This is a genomic window from Agarivorans sp. TSD2052, assembly GCF_023238625.1.
Taxonomy (GTDB): domain Bacteria; phylum Pseudomonadota; class Gammaproteobacteria; order Enterobacterales; family Celerinatantimonadaceae; genus Agarivorans.
Genome location: NZ_CP096670.1, coordinates 681379 through 702815 on the forward strand (window position 1 = coordinate 681379; position 21437 = coordinate 702815).

The 21437-nt window shown below is 43.7% G+C and carries 17 protein-coding genes; 7 read left to right on the top strand and 10 right to left on the bottom strand.

Translation table 11 applies throughout. The features are described from left to right. Positions 1 to 11: 11 nt before the first annotated feature. The gene (locus M0C34_RS03185) at positions 12 to 1109 is read right to left on the bottom strand and encodes a glycosyltransferase family 4 protein (protein ID WP_248714211.1); all 1098 of its coding nucleotides are present in this window, start codon (positions 1107 to 1109) and stop codon (positions 12 to 14) included. A 112-nt stretch (positions 1110 to 1221) separates the two neighbouring features. On the opposite strand from M0C34_RS03185, the gene M0C34_RS03190 reads away from it, so the two are divergent. After that, entirely contained in the window at positions 1222 to 2313 is a 1092-nt protein-coding gene (locus M0C34_RS03190; protein WP_248714212.1) for a glycosyltransferase family 4 protein, read from the top strand. Positions 2314 to 2414: 101 nt separating this feature from the next. Here M0C34_RS03190 and M0C34_RS03195 read toward each other — a convergent pair whose 3' ends face one another. Then, positions 2415 to 3320, bottom strand: a complete 906-nt coding sequence (locus tag M0C34_RS03195; protein ID WP_248714213.1) for a LysR substrate-binding domain-containing protein — start codon at positions 3318 to 3320, stop codon at positions 2415 to 2417. A gap of 190 nt (positions 3321 to 3510) precedes the next feature. Here M0C34_RS03195 and focA point away from each other — a divergent pair, with 190 nt between their 5' ends. Continuing rightward, on the top strand, positions 3511 to 5028 hold the full coding sequence (gene focA, locus M0C34_RS03200) for a formate transporter FocA (RefSeq protein WP_248714214.1): 1518 nt from the start codon (positions 3511 to 3513) through the stop codon (positions 5026 to 5028). On the opposite strand, the gene M0C34_RS03205 is transcribed toward focA, so the two are convergent. Genes M0C34_RS03205 through M0C34_RS03230 form a run of 6 tightly spaced genes read right to left on the bottom strand, consistent with a single transcriptional unit; the run spans position 5029 to position 9916 of the window. Then, entirely contained in the window at positions 5029 to 6231 is a 1203-nt protein-coding gene (locus M0C34_RS03205; protein ID WP_248714215.1) for a tetratricopeptide repeat protein, read from the bottom strand. Then, positions 6228 to 6908 (bottom strand): energy transducer TonB, encoded by a 681-nt coding sequence (locus tag M0C34_RS03210; RefSeq protein WP_248714216.1) that lies wholly within the window; start codon positions 6906 to 6908, stop codon positions 6228 to 6230. Before M0C34_RS03210 ends, M0C34_RS03205 begins: the two co-directional genes overlap by 4 nt. Then, positions 6908 to 7315: an ExbD/TolR family protein gene (locus M0C34_RS03215; protein WP_248714217.1), complete on the bottom strand. Its 408-nt coding sequence runs from the start codon at positions 7313 to 7315 to the stop codon at positions 6908 to 6910. The genes M0C34_RS03210 and M0C34_RS03215 overlap by 1 nt, the downstream gene beginning before the upstream one ends. Beyond that, positions 7316 to 7861, bottom strand: coding sequence for a MotA/TolQ/ExbB proton channel family protein (locus M0C34_RS03220; RefSeq protein WP_248714218.1), 546 nt, complete (start codon positions 7859 to 7861; stop codon positions 7316 to 7318). It lies immediately after the preceding gene. Continuing rightward, positions 7858 to 9180 carry a MotA/TolQ/ExbB proton channel family protein gene (locus M0C34_RS03225; RefSeq protein ID WP_248714219.1) on the bottom strand — a complete coding sequence of 441 codons (1323 nt, stop codon included), beginning with the start codon at positions 9178 to 9180 and terminating at the stop codon, positions 7858 to 7860. The genes M0C34_RS03220 and M0C34_RS03225 overlap by 4 nt, the downstream gene beginning before the upstream one ends. After that, positions 9167 to 9916 carry a DUF3450 domain-containing protein gene (locus M0C34_RS03230; RefSeq protein WP_248714220.1) on the bottom strand — a complete coding sequence of 250 codons (750 nt, stop codon included), beginning with the start codon at positions 9914 to 9916 and terminating at the stop codon, positions 9167 to 9169. The genes M0C34_RS03225 and M0C34_RS03230 overlap by 14 nt, the downstream gene beginning before the upstream one ends. Before the next feature lie 350 nt (positions 9917 to 10266). On the opposite strand from M0C34_RS03230, the gene M0C34_RS03235 reads away from it, so the two are divergent. The 4 genes from M0C34_RS03235 to M0C34_RS03250 all read left to right on the top strand — a co-directional run bounded on the left by M0C34_RS03235 (position 10267) and on the right by M0C34_RS03250 (position 15952). Next, entirely contained in the window at positions 10267 to 12675 is a 2409-nt protein-coding gene (locus M0C34_RS03235; protein WP_248714221.1) for an EAL domain-containing protein, read from the top strand. A 64-nt stretch (positions 12676 to 12739) separates the two neighbouring features. After that, positions 12740 to 13153, top strand: a complete 414-nt coding sequence (gene arfB / locus M0C34_RS03240; protein WP_248714222.1) for an alternative ribosome rescue aminoacyl-tRNA hydrolase ArfB — start codon at positions 12740 to 12742, stop codon at positions 13151 to 13153. A gap of 207 nt (positions 13154 to 13360) precedes the next feature. Next, the gene (locus M0C34_RS03245) at positions 13361 to 14545 is read left to right on the top strand and encodes an AGE family epimerase/isomerase (protein WP_248714223.1); all 1185 of its coding nucleotides are present in this window, start codon (positions 13361 to 13363) and stop codon (positions 14543 to 14545) included. A 138-nt stretch (positions 14546 to 14683) separates the two neighbouring features. After that, entirely contained in the window at positions 14684 to 15952 is a 1269-nt protein-coding gene (locus M0C34_RS03250; protein ID WP_248714224.1) for a cation:proton antiporter, read from the top strand. A 42-nt stretch (positions 15953 to 15994) separates the two neighbouring features. Here M0C34_RS03250 and M0C34_RS03255 read toward each other — a convergent pair whose 3' ends face one another. Together M0C34_RS03255 and M0C34_RS03260 are read right to left on the bottom strand one after the other, a co-directional pair. Further along, positions 15995 to 16696: a substrate-binding periplasmic protein gene (locus M0C34_RS03255; protein WP_248714225.1), complete on the bottom strand. Its 702-nt coding sequence runs from the start codon at positions 16694 to 16696 to the stop codon at positions 15995 to 15997. 168 nt (positions 16697 to 16864) lie between these two features. Further along, on the bottom strand, positions 16865 to 18754 hold the full coding sequence (locus M0C34_RS03260) for a putative ATP-dependent zinc protease (protein ID WP_248714226.1): 1890 nt from the start codon (positions 18752 to 18754) through the stop codon (positions 16865 to 16867). Positions 18755 to 19235: 481 nt separating this feature from the next. Between M0C34_RS03260 and M0C34_RS03265 the strand changes: the two genes are divergently transcribed. After that, the gene (locus M0C34_RS03265) at positions 19236 to 21098 is read left to right on the top strand and encodes a coiled-coil domain-containing protein (protein ID WP_248714227.1); all 1863 of its coding nucleotides are present in this window, start codon (positions 19236 to 19238) and stop codon (positions 21096 to 21098) included. The last annotated feature ends 339 nt before the right edge of the window (positions 21099 to 21437 follow it).

Consider the following 21437-nt stretch of genomic DNA (forward strand, 5'->3'; position numbering starts at 1 on the left):
GTCGTTCTCGCTTATGCTTCCGTGAGTAGTTGATTAAAAGTAGTGAAGTATCTATCTATCATGTTTTGTTTGTCGAAATTCGATTTAATTCGTTGTTCAGCGGCTGCGCCAAACTGCTCTCTAAGTTGGCTTGATTCTATCAGTGAGCGGAGTGCTTCGACCAATGCATCAGGACTGGCTACAGGCACCAAATATCCAGTTTCACCACTAATGATGATGTCTGGAATCCCACCAACGTTGGTGGCAACGACAGGAGTATGATGCAAGCCGGCTTCGATGAATACTAAACCAAAGGCTTCTTCTCGTGATGGTTGCACAAATATATCCGCTGCGTCCATCCATAATGACGCATTACTAATTTGCCCTAAAAAATGGACCTGATCCTGCAAGTGCAATTTGTCCCTATAACGTTTTAACACTTTAGTTTCTTTATTTGAGCCGCTGCCTGCTATGTATAATTGGCAATCATATTGATCACTAATTTGCTTAAAAGCTTTAATGGTATCCTGATGACCTTTGATGCGACCAAGGTGACCAGCACTAAACAACACGACTTGCTGGTTAGGCAGTTTTAGTTGTTCTCGGGCTTCAGTTTTACCGACTACTTCGGCCTGAGTGTCAATGCCACCATGATTAGCGATGCAGCGTTGCTCGGTTAAACCTAAGTTATCAATCAGCAAGCGGCGCCGTTGTTCTGATACAGCAACAAAACGATTGGTTAAGCGCATTAATAGACGGTTAACCCGATTCTTTTGGTAATAGCTTAGAATAGAACGATGAAACGTTAATACAGTGGGTAAACGACAAATTTTAGCCGCAATACCAGCCCAAATCATGCTTCGGTCACAGTGACAATGAATCAAGTTAATCTGGTGCTTGCGAATTAACCTAACCAAGTTGTATAAAATACAGGGGCCATCAAAGGCTTTACTGTGCAGCACCACTAAACTTTTTGGCTGACAGGTTTTGAACTTAGGCGCTCTAAAGCTAACAGGCAGTACAAATGCCCCGTTTTCTCTTAAGCCTTCAACGGTAGTGATGAATCTCACTGAGCGACCACCTCGTTCGAGGCTTTGGACAACCTCCAAGACCCTCAGGTTTTCATCCATTTATTCAATCCTTTGATAAAAATTAACAATTTCTTTGAGTTGGTCAGTGTTCCTTCTTTCCCAACTGACTTATCATAAGCCCACTAAGGATAGTCAAATAAGTAATGGTATTGTGAATAAATCGTCAAATAGTAAGATATCTCATGTTGTTAGTAGTTTACAAGTGGGTGGGGCAGAGCGATTTGTTATCGATTTATGTATCGAACAGAGTCATCAAGGCATGGAGCCAGAGATTGTTTCTTTAGGACACCCTGACGATCCTTTGATTGCGGTCGCTGAAGATCTAGGCATAAAAGTCACTGTAGTAAGAGGTATGAAAGGCCTAGTACAGTGGCGCTTATGGAAAGCTTATAGAGGGCGTCCAATCATCCATATACACTCCCCGGCAGTGCTTATGGTTTCATTGCCTATCCTCCCCTTTTGTTTAGAGCGGAAAATTGTCTATACCCGTCATGGCGCGGCTAAATTGTCCACTAACCGTTGGCTCAAAGTGCATCAATTCGCTCGTCGCTACATTGACAGCATTTGTTTCGTATCTGAAGAAGGCCAGCAAATCTTTCATCAGGTTCATGGTTGGGAGCATGTGGACTCCTCGGTGATTGATAATGGCATTGCCATGCCTAAAGAAGAAGATATTGTGCCTCACCCTCTAGATGGTTGCTTACGTATCGGTTCTGTTGGCCGTATGGTTGGCCTTAAACACCAGATTAGTTTGTTAAAAGCGCTTGAGTTGCTTCCCGAGGATATCCAACCTAAAGTCGAGCTGCATTTCTTTGGGGTGGGAGACCAATTGACAAAGTTGCAACAGTTCAGCCAGCAAAAGTTAAGCCACTCTACAGTGGTATTTCATGGACTGGAGAGCGATAGAAGCAAAATATATAATAGCTTTGAGTTGTTAGCGGTCACGTCTGAAACAGAAGGTATGTCTCTGGCCATCATGGAAGCAATGGCTTATAAACGGGCGGTAGTGGCCAGTAAGGTTGGTGGTAACTCGGTATTGGTAAAAGAGCAGCTAAACGGTTGGCTATTTGATTTTGATGATAGCCAAAAGTTAGCTGATATTATCCAAGCAGCCTTGAGCCAACCAGAGCGTTTGATCGAGTATGGACAATCTGGGAGACAACGAGTATTGAGTGAGTTTTCATTACAGCGCACTCAAGGTCAGTACCAAAAAGTCTATCAGGATTTTGGTACGAGTATCTAAATGTCAAAATAGGCCCTTCTCGTATACGTCGGTAGCCATTGGCTAGATTATCTTTGACTGTTCCCCTGTAGGCGACTGCTAAACGCTAGGGGAACTGCCGATTACATTTTCTTAGATTGAACTTTGAACATCCGCTTGGCTTCGGTAATCACCAAATCTCGTAAGGGGTTTTCTGTGGTGTCATTACGCCATACAAAGGATAACGAACGTTCTATGTCTAACTCGGGGACATTCAATACCACCAACTCTTCACGTTCCAATGCCTTAATGACATCTAAGTAAGGTAAGCAGCTTAAATAGTTGCTATTGGCCACCATTGAACGCAATACCGGTACGTGTTCGTACTCTCGGTGTACTTTTAGGGTTTCAATTGTGCCTTGAATTGCACTGTCAAAAACTCTCCGTGTGCCGGCGCCTTGCTCTCGCAGTACCCAACTGGCTTGCTCTAGTTGAGAGACACTCACTTTATCGAGTTTAGCGTAAGGGTGGTGAGCGGCAGCCACAATCACCAAATGGTCGTTACACCATACCTGATGAGCAATTCTGTCGTCATCACAGCGCCCCTCTATGACCCCGAGTTGGTAATCATAGTTAATTAAACCATTAATTACCTCCGCTGTATTTTCTACCGAAAAGCTGATTCTCAATTGTGGGAAGTTGCTATCAACAATACTGATAAGGTCTGGTATAAGGTGCTCTGCGGCGGTTTGACTGGCACAGAGCTGCAATTCCCCACTAATTAGGTGTTGCTCGGCAAAGCCTTCCTCAATTTGTAGTGCATCAAGCAGTAGTTGCTTAGCTTTAGGCCGCAGCCATAGGCCCCATTGGCTTAGAACCATGCGTTTTCCCCGCCGTTCAAACAGCGGCTTACCAAGCAACTTTTCAAGTTGAGCTAGCGACATACTCGCCGCCGATTGAGTTAGCGCTAGGTGGTCGGCGGCTGAACTTACACTACCGTGAGTAGCCACAGCTTCGAAAACAGTGAGTTGTTTTAAAGAATAACGCATGAATCACTCCAAAAGTGTCAAATTACAACGTTGGAAAAGCTGTTAAGCATAGTAGCTGAAGGCACTATCAAAAGTATTGATAGTGGTCATGAAAATTATCCGCTTACCAGCAAAAATTATAACCGCTATGGTATTAGCACGTTTAGTCATTAGCGACTTAAGTTGCTTGTTAATACAGGTTTTAGTGTAAATGAATCATCCTCAAGTCGAGCGGATTTCCGCTCCTAAAATGGTCACCGGTGGTAGCGAAAGCTCACCACTAGCGGCATTAAGCCCAGACCAAATGACTCAATTTGCCGAACAGTATGCTTATAAGAAAGCAACCAGTAGCACACCGAAAATGCTCAGCTTAGCGTTAAGCGCTGGGGTATTTATTGGCTTGGCTTTTGTCTTCTATATCACCGTTACCACCGGATCATCAGCGATGGGTTGGGGGGTTAGCCGTTTATTAGGTGGTTTGGCCTTTAGCATGGGCCTGGTGCTGCTTGTGGTGTGTGGCGGTGAGTTATTTACCAGTAGCGTGTTATCGATTATTCCTCGTGCGAGTGGCCAGCTTAATACTCGCGCCATGATTGCCAATTGGAGCAAAGTTTATGTAGGCAATTTTGTGGGGGCCTTATTGCTAGTACTCATTGTAAGTGGTGCCAAGCTTTATCAATTAGACCACGGCCAATGGGGGCTAAACGCCTTATCTATAGCGCAACACAAGTTAGAGCATGGTTTTGTGCAAGCGGTGCTATTGGGCATGTTATGTAATTTATTGGTGTGTTTAGCCGTGTGGATGACCTTTAGCGCTAAAACCAGCTCGGCCAAAGCAGCACTCGTTATATTGCCGGTTGCCATGTTTGTTAGCACCGGGTTTGAACACGTAGTCGCAAATATGTTTATGGTGCCCTTAGGCATCGCGATTAAAAGCTGGGCTGAACCCGCATTTTGGGCACAAATTGGTACCCAAGCCAGTGCTTTTGAGCACCTAAATTGGGCGAGCTTCTTCTGGAATAATCTACTACCTGTAACTATCGGAAATATTATTGGTGGAGCGGTTATTGTTGGTCTGGGGTACTGGTCGGTGTATAGCCGTGGTACTTCAATTACAGCAAGCCGAGCTACTTTTTCAGTTTTATCAAATCAATCTTCTGGTCCTATTGGAGAACCTATTATGCAAAATCTAAAAACTATGACAGTGGCTGACATTATGTCACCTGCAAACAATACCCTAAATCCTGATATGACCATTGCCAGCGCATGTGATGCACTACTTAAGCAAGATCTGCCTGGAGCGGTAGTGGTTAATCAAGATAACGAACTACAAGGTTTCGTCTCTGAATTGGAGATTCTTAGAAAGCTGTGGTTAGAAGACTACCGTAAACCAAGCTCAACCACTGTGGAAAGTATCATGCAAAAGGACATAATGACCGTGGCTCCAAATCATAACTTATTAAAATTAGCTGAATACATGAGTGTTGATGTTGCTCAAGTTTACCCCGTGTCTGACTCTGGTGTTTTGTTGAGCTCAACTCATCAACCTTTAGAAGAACGTTTACGCAACAGCAGCGTATACCGCCCTAAAGTTTACCCGGTGGTCGATAATGGTAAATTAGTTGGTGTAGTGACACGCCATCAGGTGCTAAAAGCTTTACGCCCAGCCTTAGGTGCGCCAGTAAAGATGGAAGCAGAGTCAGAGCTGTTAGCTGAGTCTGTGGCTTAACTATTTTTGAAATTGGAGGCGCTGCTGTAAAAGTCGCAGCGCTTGCTGACTTGAAGGGGCAGTTACCGTATAGGTAGCTGCCTTTTTTAATGCTTGTTTAGCAGGTTGATATTGGGCTAGTTCTAAGTATAACAAGCCTTGATTCAGCCAGTTCTCAGCCGTGTTAGCATCGCTAAACAGATTGGCTTGCTGGTAACTATGGATGCTTTTAGCCAGCAAATTCTGTTGAGCTTGGCTGTAAGCCAGCCATTGATATGCTTGACCATTTGCTTGCTTATTCACTAGCTTCAATAAGCAGCGCTCTGCTTGTGCATACTCTTTGGCGCTGAGCCACAATTGGCACAAGCGAGTTTGTAAGTCAGGACGACTTTTGATCTTATTAGTTTGCATGGCTAACGTTAGTATCTTTGCGGCTCGATAAGGCTGTTGCTGTTGCTCGAGCAACTGAACCAATAATTGGTAATGTTGCTCGAGCCCAAACAAATCTTGCTGATAGGCTTGCTGCATATAAGCTAAAGCCTGCTGTGGTTGCTGGTTGTGCAGATATAAAGAAGCCAACTGGAACCAGCCTAGAATGTCTTTATCACTGAGCTGCAAAACCTCAAGCTGAGCCTTGATCGCTGCTGGCCATCGCTGTTGTTGACTATAGAGCGCAACGGCAAATCTCCACCAATCTATCTGCGGGTTCGCTTGGCGGTGCAGAGCCTCTTCGATGCTCTCACTCGCTTGATACCAATCTTGCTGATTAGCTAAGGCTTGGGCTTTTAAAAAAAACGACTCGGCTGAAAGGTATCGGTCGTCTTGTTGTGCCTGCCAAGCGTCGATACTTTCAATGGCTGCCGACCAATGGCTCAGCTGCAGCTGCAGCTGAGCAATACTATAAAGGCTTTGCTGTTGTTGTTCCTCTGATAGTCGTTTTAGCTTATAGGTCCGCTGTAAATAAGCTAACGCCCTAGAGTAATCTTGTTGCTGAATGGCGACTTGAGCTTGATATTGCCAAGAGACCGCTAAGGCATAGTGGCGTTGTTGTTGCTGATACTGTTGGCCGAGAGGCTTCAGGTATTGTTCCGCTCGTTCGAGCTGGCCTTGTTGAATGAAATTATGTGCTAGCTTCAGTTGTCGACTCTCTGCTTCACTTAAATCCTGTGCTGTAGCAGAGAGTGATATAAGAAATATTGATAGTAAAGCTAAATGTCTGATCATTGGTTAAGTTTGAATCCAATTTTCTGTCTACTAATGAAAGGTACAGCAGAACCTTGGTATTTTATGGGAAAGCGTGACTGGCTGACGCTGCGGATTGCTGCTTGTTCAAATATACCGGCGGGCTCGGCGGAAAGCACTTTGATGCTACTGGCGACGACTTTTCCTTTAGTATTCACGGTAAACTCTAGCTCAACGACTCCTTCGATACCACGACGGTGCGCTGACATCGGGTATTCGGGAGGGTGTTGGTATTGCGCCTGTATGCTTAAATCTAGCTGTGGCCCTTTAGCTAAGCCTAATGTGCGATGTGCTATAGGTGTAGATTGCTCGACAGTCACGAGCTGAGGTAAGGCTATTTCTTGGGGCGATAAAGAAGTCTGCAACAAATTTGATATTGAAGGTGCATCAGGGGGAGCAATACGATTATTTTGCTTGCTGCCCGATAACGGAAGTACTAAGGCGCTTTGCTGACTTGTCTCCGGTGCTGGTGGGTTTGGTAGTTCTCTTGACCTACGCTGGGTGTCGCTGTTACTGCGCAAAGTAAAGAGATGCACATTACTGAGCGGGTTAGCCGGGCGGGTTGCACGAGGGTTGATGCCTGACACTTCAGCCAGTAATACGAATAAACTAGCCGATAAGGCCAATCCACAAGGAAGCGCCAGTAATAGACGCCACATTAGGGTTGGCTCACTGTAGCCAAACTGTATGGGATTTGTGCTAGCCTAAGTTGATCAAGTACTTTGACTAATTGACCGGTGGTTGAGTTTTGATCTGCTTGTACCAATACGGCAAGCTGGCTTTGTTGAAGTTTCAATTGCCTGAGCTTGGCTTGTATCAATCGAATATCGCTAATTTGCCCATTTAACACTACGCTGCCATCCGCGGCTAAGCTAAGTAGGATCGCTGTGTTACTGGCGGGTTCTGAAGTGAGTGCGCTGGGTGTGTTTACCTCAATACTGCTAGGTCGAACAAAGCTGCTGGTAACGATAAAGAAAATTAACATGATAAACACAATGTCTAGCATCGGTGTGAGGTTTATCTCGGCATCTTCTTCTGGACGGTTTAACAAATCTCGACGCTTCATCTATCGCTCCACCATTAAATGTCTTGGGGCTATGTGCAACGACTGTTTGCATCGAGAGCTCCAGCGTTTTAAATAAGTAAAATTGATAATACCAATTAGGGCTATGCTCATACCTGTCATAGTGGGTAAGGTTGCCCTGGCTATCCCCGCAGACATAAGCTGAGGATCGTTACTGCCAGCTAGAGCCATCGTATCAAACACCTGAATCATGCCGGTTACCGTGCCTAATAGGCCCACCAGAGGGCATAAGCTAATTAAGCTTTTGATTAAACTTAAATGTTGGTTTAGGCGCAGCTCCATATCACAACGTAAGCTTAAGCAAAGGGCTTGCTGGCCGCTGGCAGTGATGCTGTGTTGAGATATATGTTGTTGATAGCATTGAAAATAAGCAGGAAAACTAACAAAACGAAACCAGTAACGTTCAATGAGCAAGCTGCTAAGCAATACTGTTATGCCAAGTAACAATGTTAGCACCCAACCTCCTAAGTGCAGCAATTGGCTCAAAGATAGCCAAGTTTGCTGCAGGCTGATACTCAGTGTGTTCACGCTTTGTTCTCACTATTTGTTGCGCTTTGCTTATGCTGGTTAGCGAGTAGGGCGAGGCTTTTTTGTTGTAAAAGTTGCAGCAACACTCGACTACGAGCGCTCATCAAACTGAAAAAAAACAGTAAGGGTATAGCGGCGATCAAGCCTAGCACTGTTGTCACTAAGGCTTGAGAAATACCTGCTGCCAATAATTTTGGGTCTCCATTTCCAAACAAACTAATGCTTTGAAAGGTAGCAATCATACCGGTTACGGTCCCCAGCAAGCCCAATAAAGGGGCTATGCCGGCAAATAACTTGACCAAACTCTGGCCGCGCTCAAGTTGGGGCAGCTCATTCAAAATTGCCTCGTCAACTCTTAGCTCTAACTCTTCCAATGATTGGTTTTTATCTTTCGCTGCCAGTAGTACGCGGCCTAATGGATTGTTGGCTGAAAAGCTCGGGCTAGCGAGTTGTTGCCGAATTCTATGCTCTACTTGAAATAGTCGAGCAATACGGTACAGGGCCACCGATATCCCCAGCAGCGCTATTATGATTATAATCACGGCCACCGAACCGCCTTGTTTAAGGCGCTGCTTGATGGAAGGCTGATGGTCTAACAAGCCCAACAAATGCCCGCGTGAGGGATCAATGGTTATTCGATGCTGTTGTCCAGCGAAGTAAGCTTGAGCGTCAGATTGATGTGAAGGTTGCGTGGCAAATACTTGCAATTGTAAGCTGTCAGCTAACCATTCTACATATTTGCCTTGTTCACTAATGATATTAAAGCTGCCTATTCGCAATAAAGGCAGGGTTTCGCGGTAACCTTCTTTATTTATTACCTCTCCATCAAAAAAACTTATAGTAGAGGTATGCCGCAAATGAGCGATTAAAGTTGCAGCTAGCTGATGGATATCTTTTGCTGACGGCAAGGCCTGTTGTTGAGCAAAATCGAGTAATCTAAGCGCTTCTGGGTGCTCGGCACTTATCAGTGAGTTGCTGATTGTTTGTTGGCTCTCTTGCGCTTTTAGCTTAACCACTTCAAATACGGGGCCTAGCTGACCACTGCGTTGTTGCAGTTGAAGATATTGCTGGCTTAATGCCAGTTCATTGTCTGCAAATTGTTGTTTTAATTGTTGCTGTTTAACCTGCGCCTCACTAAGGCGTTGGGCATTTAGCGCCATTAGTTGTTGTTGCTGGCTTAGCGCATCGGCAAAGCGTTGTTCACGTTGTTGATTAATAGCCGTATCGATTTCCGCTACATTTTTACTATTTGCCCAAGCGTATTGACCCGGCAAGATGGCAGTGATAATACCAAGAATGAGTAGACTAATTCGTTGCATTATTTACCTCTGGTAAGGCGAGGTTGAGCGGCAGGTGAATTAGGCTAGGAGCCTGTTGCTGCCAAGCGATCGCCATCGCATCACTTAAGGCTAAGTTTTCAGCTTGGCTAAGTACTTGCCATTGTTGCTTGATAGGATCCCAAAGAGCAGAGTTCTGGCCGTTTAACGTTTGATAATACCAAGCAGTGCGCCCAAGCCGAAAATAGTTAACTTGCTGTTGACCTAAAGGGGCGGAGTAGGCTTCGATCGTGTCACCGTATTCCATTTCTATTTGATAGGCCTCTAATACTTGCCGATATTTTTCAGCAAGTGTTACATCGGCTCGAGCTAGTAGCTGGTTTAAGCGATGTAGACGCTGTTGGCGTTCTTGCGCCAAAAACGGTAAATCTTTCGCTATAAAAGCGGATAATTTCTGAAGCATGTCGTGGACTAAAGGAAGCACTTGCTGCTCAGAGTCATCGATTGAGACCATATCTTTTTTGAGCTGAGATAATTCTTGTTGTTGCTGGCTAATCATTGCAGCAAGGTATTGATTATATTGCTCTATAATTTCAGCTTGTTGGCGGATACTACGACTTTTTTCGCTGACTATTTGGCGCTGAGCATCTAATTCATCAATGCGCAGCTGAGATTGTTGATTGATTTCTTGAGCATGTAATTGCTGTTCAATAACTCCATCTGCTAGGGCTGATTTGGCTGTCATCGCCAAGATAAGCAAAAGTATAAAGCGCCGCATTATGAGTAAGTTTCCTAGTGCTAGTGAAATAACAAAGCGATGTTCATCAGCGCCAATATGCGAATATCATCGCCATTTGACGTCTCAGTGAGCTATTTTAACTCAGCGTGATTATAAGCGAAAAGCAAAACAGTAAAGTGAATTCTATGCATGATTAGGCTCGCAAACTATGATTAGCTTCTGCCGGTTAGCTAATCGTTAATAATTGTTTATTAGTTATTACCAATAATTTGCAAAATTACAGTCAATAATAAGTCTGTTTGATGTAAAATCGGCCATCGATTTTATTTTTCTGGCACTCATGGATGACACGGCCGCTTTCTCTTCGATATATATTATTTGTTATTTGCATGTCTGCAGCGCTATTGCCCACTTTAATGGTGAGCTTTTGGGTGCAACATCAGGTGCAACAAAGTGAAACATCTATGGTGCAAGAAAAGCATCTCTTAATTGCTCGTAACTTGAGTATCACTTTGTCACGTTATGCCCTTGATACGGCGGCAGTATTTAGCAGTGCTAATCAACAAATCTTACAGCAAGGCCTTCACCAGGAACTTTACCCTTTGCTTCGAAGCGTGAATATGTACGCGTTATTGGAGTGGCAGCTAGGCCGCGGGCAACGTTTTTTCTACAACGATCAAAAAATTAGCTTGTTCACCTCTGTGCCTGCTCAGTTGCAAGTAGCGATGGGCCTAGCTCGCGCTAGCAAAGGCGAGGTGGTTTTTAGTGGAGTGGTGTCTGAGGGAGTAACATCCCCTTCGATTTTTATGGTTATTTATCAGGGGCATGAGCGCTTTTTGATGGCGGCTTTAAAAACCGATTATTTTGTACAACTGCAAACTGAAATCCGTTTTGGTGAGTTGGGGCACATGGCAATGTTTGACCAATACGGCAGAGTGCTTGCTCATCCCAACACGCAGTGGTGGCAACGGGCTAAAGACATCTCTAGTCTTGAACCGGTATTGGCCGTAAAACAGCACGCTTTTGGAGTGACAAGCTTTTATTCTCCCGCTTTGCAACAAGATATGATTGCTGGTTTTGCGAGAGTTGAGAATACCGGTTGGGGGGTAATGGTGCCTCAACCTATTGCTGAACTGCACTCTAACTCCCTACAACTTAAGCAATATACTTTTTGGGTATCCATGTTATGTGTATTTTTTGTCGGGGTGATAACATGGTATTTGTCGTGTGTCATTGTGCGGCCTATTCGCCAAGTTGTAGATACAGCTCAAGGGATAAGCTTAGGAGAGATGGGTAAGTTTGTTAATGCCAAGCGTTGGTTTATCCCGGTTGAAATTGCGGCGTTGATAGCCAAGTTTAATGCCATGGCTGGTGAGGTATATACTAGTCGGACACTGCTTGAGCAGCGCGTCAAGCAACGCACCGCGGCACTTAGTAAGGAAGTTGCCGTCCGCAAAAAAGCCGAAGAGCAAGTCTGGCAGCAAGCCAATTTTGATCCGCTTACGGGGCTGCCAAATCGTCGTATGTTAAACCGCATATTAAGTGATGCTTTAGCGACGCGTCATGACGAAGAGGTCGTTGGATTAATGCTACTGGATTTAGACCAGTTTAAGGGGATTAACGATACACTTGGCCATGATATGGGCGATATGCTGTTACAAATTGCCGCTCAACGTATTCAGCATTGTATTGCACACGATGAGCATGTCGCCAGATTGGGTGGCGATGAATTCATTATCTTGCTTAAAGAGAACAGCGACTTCAATAGAACAGCTGAAGTGGGAGATGCAGTACTTAAAACTCTCAGCACCCCTTTTCAATTAGGCATTGAGCGGGTCTATATATCAACCAGCATTGGGGTCGCGTTTTCGCCTCAAGATGGTACTAAGATCGAAGACTTACTTAAGCATGCCGACCAAGCGATGTACGTTGCTAAGCAGCAGGGGCGTAATCGACTGAGTTATTTCACTGCGTCTTTACAAGAACAAGCTCAAAATAGGCATTCCTTAGCCAATGATTTGCGTCAAGCGGTTAAAAAGCAGCAATTACACCTTCACTATCAACCTATTGTGGACTTGCTTACTGGTGAACTATTAAAAGCTGAGGTATTGGTCCGTTGGAAACACCCTGTTCGTGGGTGGATTAGCCCCAGTGATTTTATTCACGTTGCCGAAGAAACAGGGGTAGTGGTTGAGATTGGTAACTGGGTGTTTAGTTCGGCAGTTGCGCAGCTAAAACAATGGAAAGAACAAGGCTTACCTACTATTCAACTCAGTATTAATACTTCTCCCAAGCAGTATTATGAAGCTGAGTGTGATGTAAATCAGTGGCTAATAGAGCTAGAACAAGCGGGTTTATCTAGCGCCGATGTAGTAATGGAAATTACCGAAGGTTTATTGATGGACGCTAGCCCAATAGTGAACAATAAATTGTTAGCGTTTAGTGAAGCAGGGGTTGAAATAGCTTTAGATGATTTTGGTACTGGATATTCTTCTTTAGCGTATCTGCAAAAGTTTGATATTGATTACTTGAAGATCGATAGAATGTTTATTCACAACCTGGTCTTGGATGGTGATGACCTTATTGTATGTAAAGCGATTATTGTGATGGCGCATAAGTTGGGTATCAAGGTGATTGCTGAGGGAATCGAAACCGAACATCAGCGCAGTCTACTACGCGATGCAGGTTGTGATTTTGGTCAGGGTTTTTGGTTTTCAAAACCTTTGGCGGTAAACGACTTTGAGCAGATATTGAAAAATGAGCCTAAGGCTTTACCGCATAATGGTGTTGATAGTTAATTCGATAGCTTGAGTTTGTTATACTGTGAATCAATCTATTTCCCTGATGTGGCTGTAATAAATAATGCTGGAAATTTCCAATAGTGTAACCCTTGCTGAGTGGGAAATAGAATTAAGCGCTATTAGAGCCCAAGGGGCCGGCGGCCAGAACGTCAATAAAGTGTCCAGTGCGGTTCATTTGCGTTTTGATATCAAACGTTCCAGTTTGCCTGCTTTTTATAAGGAACGTTTGCTTAAGCTTAATGATCAACGGATTAGTAAAGACGGTGTCATTATACTTAAAGCGCAGAGCCATCGAACCCAAGAACGTAACAAAGAAGATGCCTTATTGCGTTTAAAAGAGCTGATAGTGAGCGCCGTGGTGGTGCAGAAAACTCGCCGTCCAACCAAAGCAACTTATGGGTCGCAACGACGTCGCATGGATAAGAAGACTCAGCGAGGCCAAACCAAACAACTACGCGGAAAGATTAATCAGTAGGATTCATTCCCATCAGCACGCTGTTTAGTTGTTAACGGGATGACCTATTAGGCTTTTCTGTGTAACGTTAACGCCAGTCTTTATAGCGAGCAATCTGCAGTGCAGATGGCTACCCGATGGTTGAGATCGCACTGTGTGTGGGGAACTAAGCGGGGCGCTGTGCGCCGTGTAAGGCGGCCCATTATTTGTTCTAAACAAGGAGTTGTTATGCTTCCGGTGTTTCGCAGTTCTCAGTTTCTTCAGCAACATGTTTTATCTCTTTGCGAGTTCTATCAACAGCATGCGGTTGATCCACAAGGTGGTTATTTTCAGGCTTTATTGCCCAATGGTGATGCGCAGCATCACTCCGTTAAACAATTAGTTAGCTCTACCCGCTTAGCGTATATATTTGCTCATGTGGGCTTACGTGAACAAAACACAGCCTTTCTTGATTTAGCCGAGCATGGTTTCAGCTATGTGGAGAGTCAACATTATGACCCCGAGCGGCATGCTTACAATTGGGTGATAGATGACAACAGCCCCATTGAGCAGACAAATTACTGTTATGGTTTAGCCTTTGTAGTGTTGATGTATTCGGCGGCAGTAAAAATGGGGCGAGTGGGTGCGAGGCAGCAGCTAGCAATGACTTATGAGCTCATGGAGCAACGCTTTTGGCAGGCTGAGTGGGGCTTATATGCTGATGAGGCGAGTGCCGATTGGCAAAGCCTCAATGACTATCGCGGACAGAACGCCAACATGCACGCCTGTGAAGCAATGATCGCTGCCTACGAAGCCACTCAAGAGTCTCGCTATTTAAATCGGGCGATTACTATTGCTCAAAATATCTGTTTACGGCAAAGCTTCACTACTGATGGTTTGATCTGGGAGCATTACGATACAGATTGGCGAGTAGATTGGGAGTTCAACCGAAATGATCCCAAAAATCTATATCGCCCCTGGGGTTTTCAACCTGGTCATCAGACCGAATGGAGTAAATTACTGGTGATGTTATCTCGACATCATAATGCAGATTGGTTGCTTCCTTGTGCTGAAAAGCTATTTAAATATGCGGTTGAAAAAGCTTGGGATCATCAACATGGAGGGCTTTATTATGGTTTGGCTCCAGACGGAACGGTATGTGATGACGATAAGTATTTTTGGGTTCAAGCTGAATCGTTTGCTGCAGCGGCATTATTAGCCACTGCCACGGGCAAGCAAGAGTATTGGAGTGCCTACGACAGTATATGGAAGTATAGCTGGCAACAATTTTGTGGTGCTAAGCACCAACCTTGGTGGCGAGTCTTGAATCGAGAAGGGGAGGTGATCGATCCCTTGGTCGCCAGTCCTGGCGCTAAAATTGACTATCACACCATGGGCGCTTGCTTAGAGGTGTTGCGAGCAATGCAAACCTAACCTGCGGCTCCAGCAGACACTTAAGGCCCTGCTATGTTGCGGGCCTTTTAAAATTAATCCTATTTGCTCTCCTATACTTGAACCTACATTGTCCTATACCTTCAGTTTATTTTGGGTATTCAACTTAGGAATTGATACTTGGAAACCTATTATAGCCTCTGTTACTTATCTGCCTTAGCGCTGTTGATTGCCTATGTGAATAGTCAAGTTGGCTCATTGCAATCAACGATTACCATTACAGCCGCATCAATGGTGCTGTCGTTGCTGGTGATATTGTTGGGTAAAACGGGTCTATTAGCAGACTATCCGCAGTTACTTGAACCGATACATAGCATCAACTTTCAAAATGTATTGTTGCACGGCATGTTAGGCTTTTTGCTGTTTGCGGGTGGCTTAGGCATTAACCTAAAACACTTAGCCGCCCAAGGGGCCGAAATCACCGTACTGGCCCTATTCTCTACAGTGTTATCGAGCTTTCTGGTTGCCGGGTTACTGTGGCTAGCATTACCCTGGATAGGGCTGCCCTTAGACTTCATTTACTGTTTGTTGTTTGGTGCGTTAATTTCGCCTACTGACCCTATCGCGGTATTAGCCATTGTAAAAAAAATGCAGGCTCCACAACAAATATCGATTCAAGTTGAAGGCGAATCACTATTTAATGATGGCTTTGGTTTGGTGATGTTTGTCTCAGTATTTGGCATCGCTTTTACTCATCAAGAGCTTAGTGGTTCAGCAGTGGCTTGGCTGTTCTTTCAGGACGCAGGGGGCGGTGTTATTTATGGACTTGCACTAGGGTTATTGGCCAATTATTTGATTAAATATACCGATGATGACTCACTAGAGTTACTGATTAGTTTAGCGATACCCACCGCCGGGTTTGTATTTGCAGAGCATATTAGCGTTTCGGGTCCGCTCGCGATGGTAGTTGCCGGCATATATATTGGTAATATTACTCGTGGAAAATATTTTACCGAAGCCAGTAAGCATAGTTTTGACCACCTATGGCATGTGCTGGAAGAGTTTCTAAATAACCTGCTGTTTTTATTAATTGGTTTAGTGCTAATTAGTTTCACATTTCATATTGAAGATGGCTGGTTGGCATTGATAGCGATCCCCTTAGTGTTGCTGAGCCGTTTGCTAAGTGTGGGCTTGCCTTATCTGGGATTTGTTCTGGTAAAATCCTACAATCCAATGTCTGTGCCTATTCTTACTTGGGGAGGATTACGTGGTGGCTTGGCGTTAGCTATGGCTTTGTCGGTGCCCGCTGGAGTGATGGTTCTTCCTGGTAAAAATATCGATGTACGCGAAATCATTGTAGTTATGACCTATGCGGTGGTCGTGTTTTCAATCTTGGTGCAAGGCTCCACCATCGTGCCCTTAATCAATAAAGCTAAACAATATGAGTAAGCATCGGCCAATCAATGGTTTAAGTGTTTGAGGTCGTGTAGGTCATTGGTTGATGCCACCTAAATAGCGCTGTTTAGTTTTCTCGACAAAACCTTCGTCGTGTAAGTGTTGAATGGTAAGAGCGAGAGCTTGCACTAATTCGGCGTCTGCTTTTTTAGATGCCGCTAAAAACAACGAATTAGACTCAACTGCATTACCGATAATCAAAGATTTTTTGGGGAATTGCTGATTCCAATACCAAATAGATTCGGGAGTACCATTGAACCAAGCATCAATTCTTCCTAGTTGGAGCATTTGTGCGGCAGCTGGCCCTATTTTTATTTCTACAATCTGACTTTTGGAAAAGCCTTTGCTACGTAGAATATTCGCTTGTGCAGAGCCTTGACCCACCCCTATTTTGGTTAACTGAGCATGGGCTTGTGGGTAGCTGTTAATGGCTAAATGGGTAGTTGCAAAACTACGTTCTAAGTCCATGATATAGGCAATCCAGGTAAAACTGGCCTCGCGACTTGGCAATAAGGCCAAGGGCATAATGAAGGTATTATCGCCTTGGCTGACGATTCGCTGGGCGCGCTTCCAAGGGAGTTCTTCAAGCTTCACTTGGTGCCCGAGGCGCTGAAATGCTTCAATGACAACATCACCCACGATTCCTGCTTTTTCAATGTTTAGCATGGTTAAAGGCGGAGCATTGATACTGTAAACAGTATACGTGTTGGCGTTGCTAAAAAAGCTAATTAACCCCATTAAAAGCAAACCCAACGTCGATTTTCTTAGCATTAGCTTGAGTCTCTGCTGCGTTATTTAACACTTAGTAAAAATAGCCTAGGCTTTTAAAAACAGCGAGTTAAAATCAATATTTCGCTATTGCCTGCTCACCATATAAAACAAGGGTTTAAATGTGAGTTAGTAAGATTAAGGTTTTGGGGTCAATATAAAGCGTTTATCACTACTAACAACGAAACCATGGCGTAAGTAATTTTTACCTAATATCATGCTGTAGCTGAAGTTTTCGCGGTTTTGCAAATTAACCTTTACTATTTCTGTTACCTCACCTAGCTTAACGGTCATTAAGACGACGGGGCGCGAATTAGCCTTTTCGCCAACTCGTGCTTTAATCACCATCTCATCGACCACTTCACGCGTGAATTGCTGCTTTAATCCTTCTGCGTTGCTGTAGGTGAATGTCACCATGGTGTTACCGTCTTGCTCGAAATATTGAAGGTTTTCGGCATGCATAGAGCTGACATCCGCACCAGTATCTAGTTTTACTGAAATGGCTAAATCTTCAACCTTAGCTTGTTCTACATAGCCAGCCTTTACGATATTCCGTTTGCTTAAAATGTGGCTAGTGCGGGTATTGATGAGTATTGAACCGGTAACAAATTTTTCGCCAATAGCTAGCATTTCAGGATCATCACTAGAAGCCTGCTCTAAGGCTATTTCAGTTTGGTGGTATTCTCCCGCATATTTAATCATCGGGCTGATCACTGGGCGGGTTACCTCGCCCACCACTATGTTTCGTTCAATGGCTTGCTCAAATAAGTAAACTTTACCTTGGCTATCTGTCGCCGAAAATGCGGCCAAAGTCTGTTTACTACTGCTTCTTTCAAGTGTTTTTAACGTTTTTACCCGCAGTAAAGAAGTGTTAACGGAAAAAGAAGGTTCAGCCGGTAGTTCCACATCATTGATTAATAGTGTTTCTTCAGGGGTTATCATTAACGGCGCTTGTTTCACCACATCCATGGCTGATTTTAAAGGCTGGTCTGTTAAGTACTCGGCGCTTAAATCAATAAGGAAATATTGGTTTAAGGCTTCTTTGCCTAAGCGTAATTGAGTACTACGCTGAGAACGATCTCGTAATACCACCTCTAGGTGTTTCAGTTCTTGGCCAAAACTAATAGGTATATTCACTAATGGGTGATGGTGTTCGCCAATTTTAAGCATGCGTAGTAGCGGTAAGCTATACATTTTGGTTTTTTGATTCTTACCTTCAGCTTCAAAGCTCACATGTTGCTTTTTATCATCTATTTTAATATTGCTCGCATGTAGGCTAGTTCGGCGATTTTTTAAGGACACGCTCACCGCCAATGGCAATTCATCTAAATAGGCTGTTTCTTTAGTGCCAATTATTCTGGCTAAGGGTTCTTGCTGTAAGTAATCGTAACTGGAATCTACCCACGCTTGCTCGCGTAGAAAGGTTTTACCGATCAAAATAGGATAAGAAAAGGCGCTACGGTCGGTCAGGTTAACAGCTGTGTTTACCGTTATGTCACCAGCAGACAATGCTAGTTCTACCACTGGGCGGTAAAGGATGCCGTGATCCCCTCGACCTTGAATTCCACTTAATCGCGCTAAAGGTCGTTCAAGCGGGATAAGCTCTCCAGTACGGGGGTGAACTAAGTCAAACTTTACGGTGGCTTTGATGTTCCGCTCGGGAGTGTCGAAACTGCTTAACCACCATTCGCTTGCAGGGTCGCCAAAAGTGTTGGCTATCGCTTCTAGTAACTCTTCACCTTGCAACTGGGAAAACGTTGGATGTTCGCTGTGAATGCTAATGTTAATGGCATGAATTGATGTGGTGTCTGCTCCGGTATCGATTTTAGCGGGCACGCCAACACCTTGTAGTTGTTCTACGCCTGAATAATAAATATTTTCAATTCGGCCCATGACTAATTTACTGTCTAAGTGGTAATAGGCACCGTTTACATAGAAGGGGCTTTGCTGAAGAGATGTTGCCAAAACAGGAGTTTGGATTGCCAACAGTGAAAATAGTATACACACAGAGCGAGAAATAAAATTCATCTTTAACCTTCAATTTAGACACGTACCCATTTGTTATAGCACTAAAATGTTGGCTATATCGAGCCAAGCGACTAATAAAGTTAACTATTAGCGAAAGAATAGCGCTTGATAAGAAGTGTAACCTTAATACTTTTGACAATCTGCTGATTTTGTCTCTGTCATAGATGGCTTATCGCCCTTGCTTACAGGCCAGTAATGTTGAACTTAGTTTTCAAAAAGATAGATATACTCTCAGTTAAACTGAGACTTAGGTAATGTCGTTACACCTGTTTAGTCACAATATGATGATTCTCTTAACTGTTTTAAATATTGCCGATTGATCCAGCAAATTAAGCATTGGTATAGTCGGACTAATGGATAGTTTTTTAGCTAGATATGTTAGTGCTCAAGCGAGATGTATGGGAGAGCTATACTTCTGCTGTGCTTGTATTGGGCGAGTAGTAAATAGACCATGGAATGATCGGTCTTTGGGACAAATACGATGGATGTTGAACAATTAGATACATTGGCCTGTCAGTTTATTCAGCAAGGAGCCAGCTTAGAAGAGCAGGCTTTTGCTGAGTACATAAAAGAACAAACTGGCGAGATTGTGCCAGCAGAGCAGCTCAATCAAGTTATTTGCAGTACTCAACAGCGCTTGGCAAAAATGTATGGGCAGCAACATGCTATTGCTGAATTACCAAATGGTTTTGCTGAGTCTCTCAACCAATGGTTCGTGCAATTAAATCAATCCACTGAAGCTAGAGTGGAACGTTTAACCAAAGAGAAACAAGAACTATGGGAAGAGGGGCGTTTGTCGCTGATCCACGATCATCAACATGCTCTTGCCGAGTCAGAGGCGCGTCACCATACGCTGCAAACGGAGTTAGTCGAACTTCAACAGCAATTGGATACCTCAACAGCTAACAATAGTGAACAACTCAAGCGATTAGATGAATCTAATCAACACTCAGTAGAGTTGCTGAATCAGCTTGAAACTGTTCGTATAGACCTTGAGCAAGCAAATGTAAATTCACAACAGCAACACCTTCAGCAGCAACAAATTGAAGCCGCTAATGCAGAGCTAATACAACAATTACAAGTTGCAGAGCAGGAGCTAGCTCAATATAAAGAGAGTGATGCGCTTGCAACGACAAGGCAATCTGAAACAGAACTTGCTTTACGCAAGCAGCTTGGTGAAATGAGTGAAGCCTTAGATCAAGAATTAGCCCATACTAAACAGTTGACCGAAGAACACTGTGATATTAGTGGCCGAGTGACCGAACTGGTTAAAGCTAATCAGTTTTTAGAGCAAGAAAATAAGCAATTACAAGAGGGAGACTCTGGTTTAACTCTCGAGCTAGCAGAGCTTAAGCAGAAAAATCAAGAGTTAGACCAGCAAGTGAAGCAAGCTAATGCCAATAACCAGCAATTGCATGAAAAATCAGAGCAGTTAAGCAAGTTAAATCAACAGTTGAGTGTGAGTTCTGAGCAGCAAACCCTAGAGGCAAGTCAGCAAACAGAAGAGTTAAGCCTACAATACCAGCAGTTGAAGCAAGAGAATACCCAACAAAAAGAGCAGCTTGAACAATTTGAGCAACAGCTTACCCAGTTAAATACTGAGTTGGAAAATTCAGTCATTGACCAAGCGGATAAAGACGCAATATTGGACCGAGAGGTAGCACTAAGGGAGCAAGTAAGTACTTTAGAGCAACGATGCCTTAGTGATGCACAGAGCATTGAAGCCTTATATCAACAGCAGCAAGAACTAACCGACAGCATTGCCGATTTAACCGGGAATAATCAGGCCTTAGAAACCTTAAATAACGGTGTTGAAGCCCAATTAGAACAAGTGCTACCAGAATTAGAGCAATACCAACAACGAGAAATTCAATTAGAAAGTAGGATTGAAAAAATCGAGTCTAATTACTTAGAGGCAACCGCTGAATTGACTCAGGCTCGTAGTCAGTTAGCCGCAGCAAACTCGCAATTACAATTGAATCATAGCTTGTCTGATGTTGACGGAAGATTATTAGATAAAGAACACCAAATTAATCAAATACAACAGCAACTAAAATCTTTAGAAATAAGCTTACGTAAAGAGCAAGATGGGCATATTTTGACTAAATTGGCGCTAAGTAAGCTTGACGAAGAGTTTCTTGATAGCAAGATCGATAATGGTTCATTGAAAGCTAGCCTTGATGAGCTCTCAGATAAGCTTAAGGCAAGTGAAACCTTTAATCGTCAGTTACAAAGACAAGTCAATGAAGCCAACCAGGATATTAGTAGTTTAAGCTTCGCAAATACCAAGTTGAGTAATCAATTGAGCAATGTAGAGTCACTAAAAGATAAAGATTTAGCGTAGTGCTGATTGCCCAGTAAAACTGCAGTGACGCTCTCTTTGTTGAGAGCGTTTTTTGGGACTGCAAATAAGTATCATCGACCTTTCTTTGTTCTCATTAGTTTCCAGATTCGCTTTGTGGCGGATTATCTCTCTAATAAAATACCTGTTTTATTAATAGTGTTACCTAGCTTAAGCAATCAGAGTGTTTCGCTTATTGGTGGAGCGAGTATCTGCAAATATGTTATTCGGACTCTCAACTTGCAGCAAGCATGGAATACTCAGGGGAGTAATGAGAGGAAGTGCCTTAGCTCTTAAGCGTAGAGGAGGGTTTTGAGAATGGGTGAAACAATAAAAAAGCCC

Coding starts and splice junctions, on each gene's coding strand:
- M0C34_RS03185 (WP_248714211.1), bottom strand. CDS start 1,109: ATGGATGAAAACCTGAGGGTCTTGGAGGTTGTCCAAAGCCTCGAACGA.
- M0C34_RS03195 (WP_248714213.1), bottom strand. CDS start 3,320: ATGCGTTATTCTTTAAAACAACTCACTGTTTTCGAAGCTGTGGCTACT.
- focA (WP_248714214.1), top strand. CDS start 3,511: ATGAATCATCCTCAAGTCGAGCGGATTTCCGCTCCTAAAATGGTCACC.
- M0C34_RS03205 (WP_248714215.1), bottom strand. CDS start 6,231: ATGATCAGACATTTAGCTTTACTATCAATATTTCTTATATCACTCTCT.
- M0C34_RS03210 (WP_248714216.1), bottom strand. CDS start 6,908: ATGTGGCGTCTATTACTGGCGCTTCCTTGTGGATTGGCCTTATCGGCT.
- M0C34_RS03215 (WP_248714217.1), bottom strand. CDS start 7,315: ATGAAGCGTCGAGATTTGTTAAACCGTCCAGAAGAAGATGCCGAGATA.
- M0C34_RS03225 (WP_248714219.1), bottom strand. CDS start 9,180: ATGCAACGAATTAGTCTACTCATTCTTGGTATTATCACTGCCATCTTG.
- M0C34_RS03230 (WP_248714220.1), bottom strand. CDS start 9,916: ATGCGGCGCTTTATACTTTTGCTTATCTTGGCGATGACAGCCAAATCA.
- M0C34_RS03235 (WP_248714221.1), top strand. CDS start 10,267: ATGTCTGCAGCGCTATTGCCCACTTTAATGGTGAGCTTTTGGGTGCAA.
- arfB (WP_248714222.1), top strand. CDS start 12,740: ATGCTGGAAATTTCCAATAGTGTAACCCTTGCTGAGTGGGAAATAGAA.
- M0C34_RS03245 (WP_248714223.1), top strand. CDS start 13,361: ATGCTTCCGGTGTTTCGCAGTTCTCAGTTTCTTCAGCAACATGTTTTA.
- M0C34_RS03255 (WP_248714225.1), bottom strand. CDS start 16,696: ATGGGGTTAATTAGCTTTTTTAGCAACGCCAACACGTATACTGTTTAC.
- M0C34_RS03260 (WP_248714226.1), bottom strand. CDS start 18,754: ATGAATTTTATTTCTCGCTCTGTGTGTATACTATTTTCACTGTTGGCA.
- M0C34_RS03265 (WP_248714227.1), top strand. CDS start 19,236: ATGGATGTTGAACAATTAGATACATTGGCCTGTCAGTTTATTCAGCAA.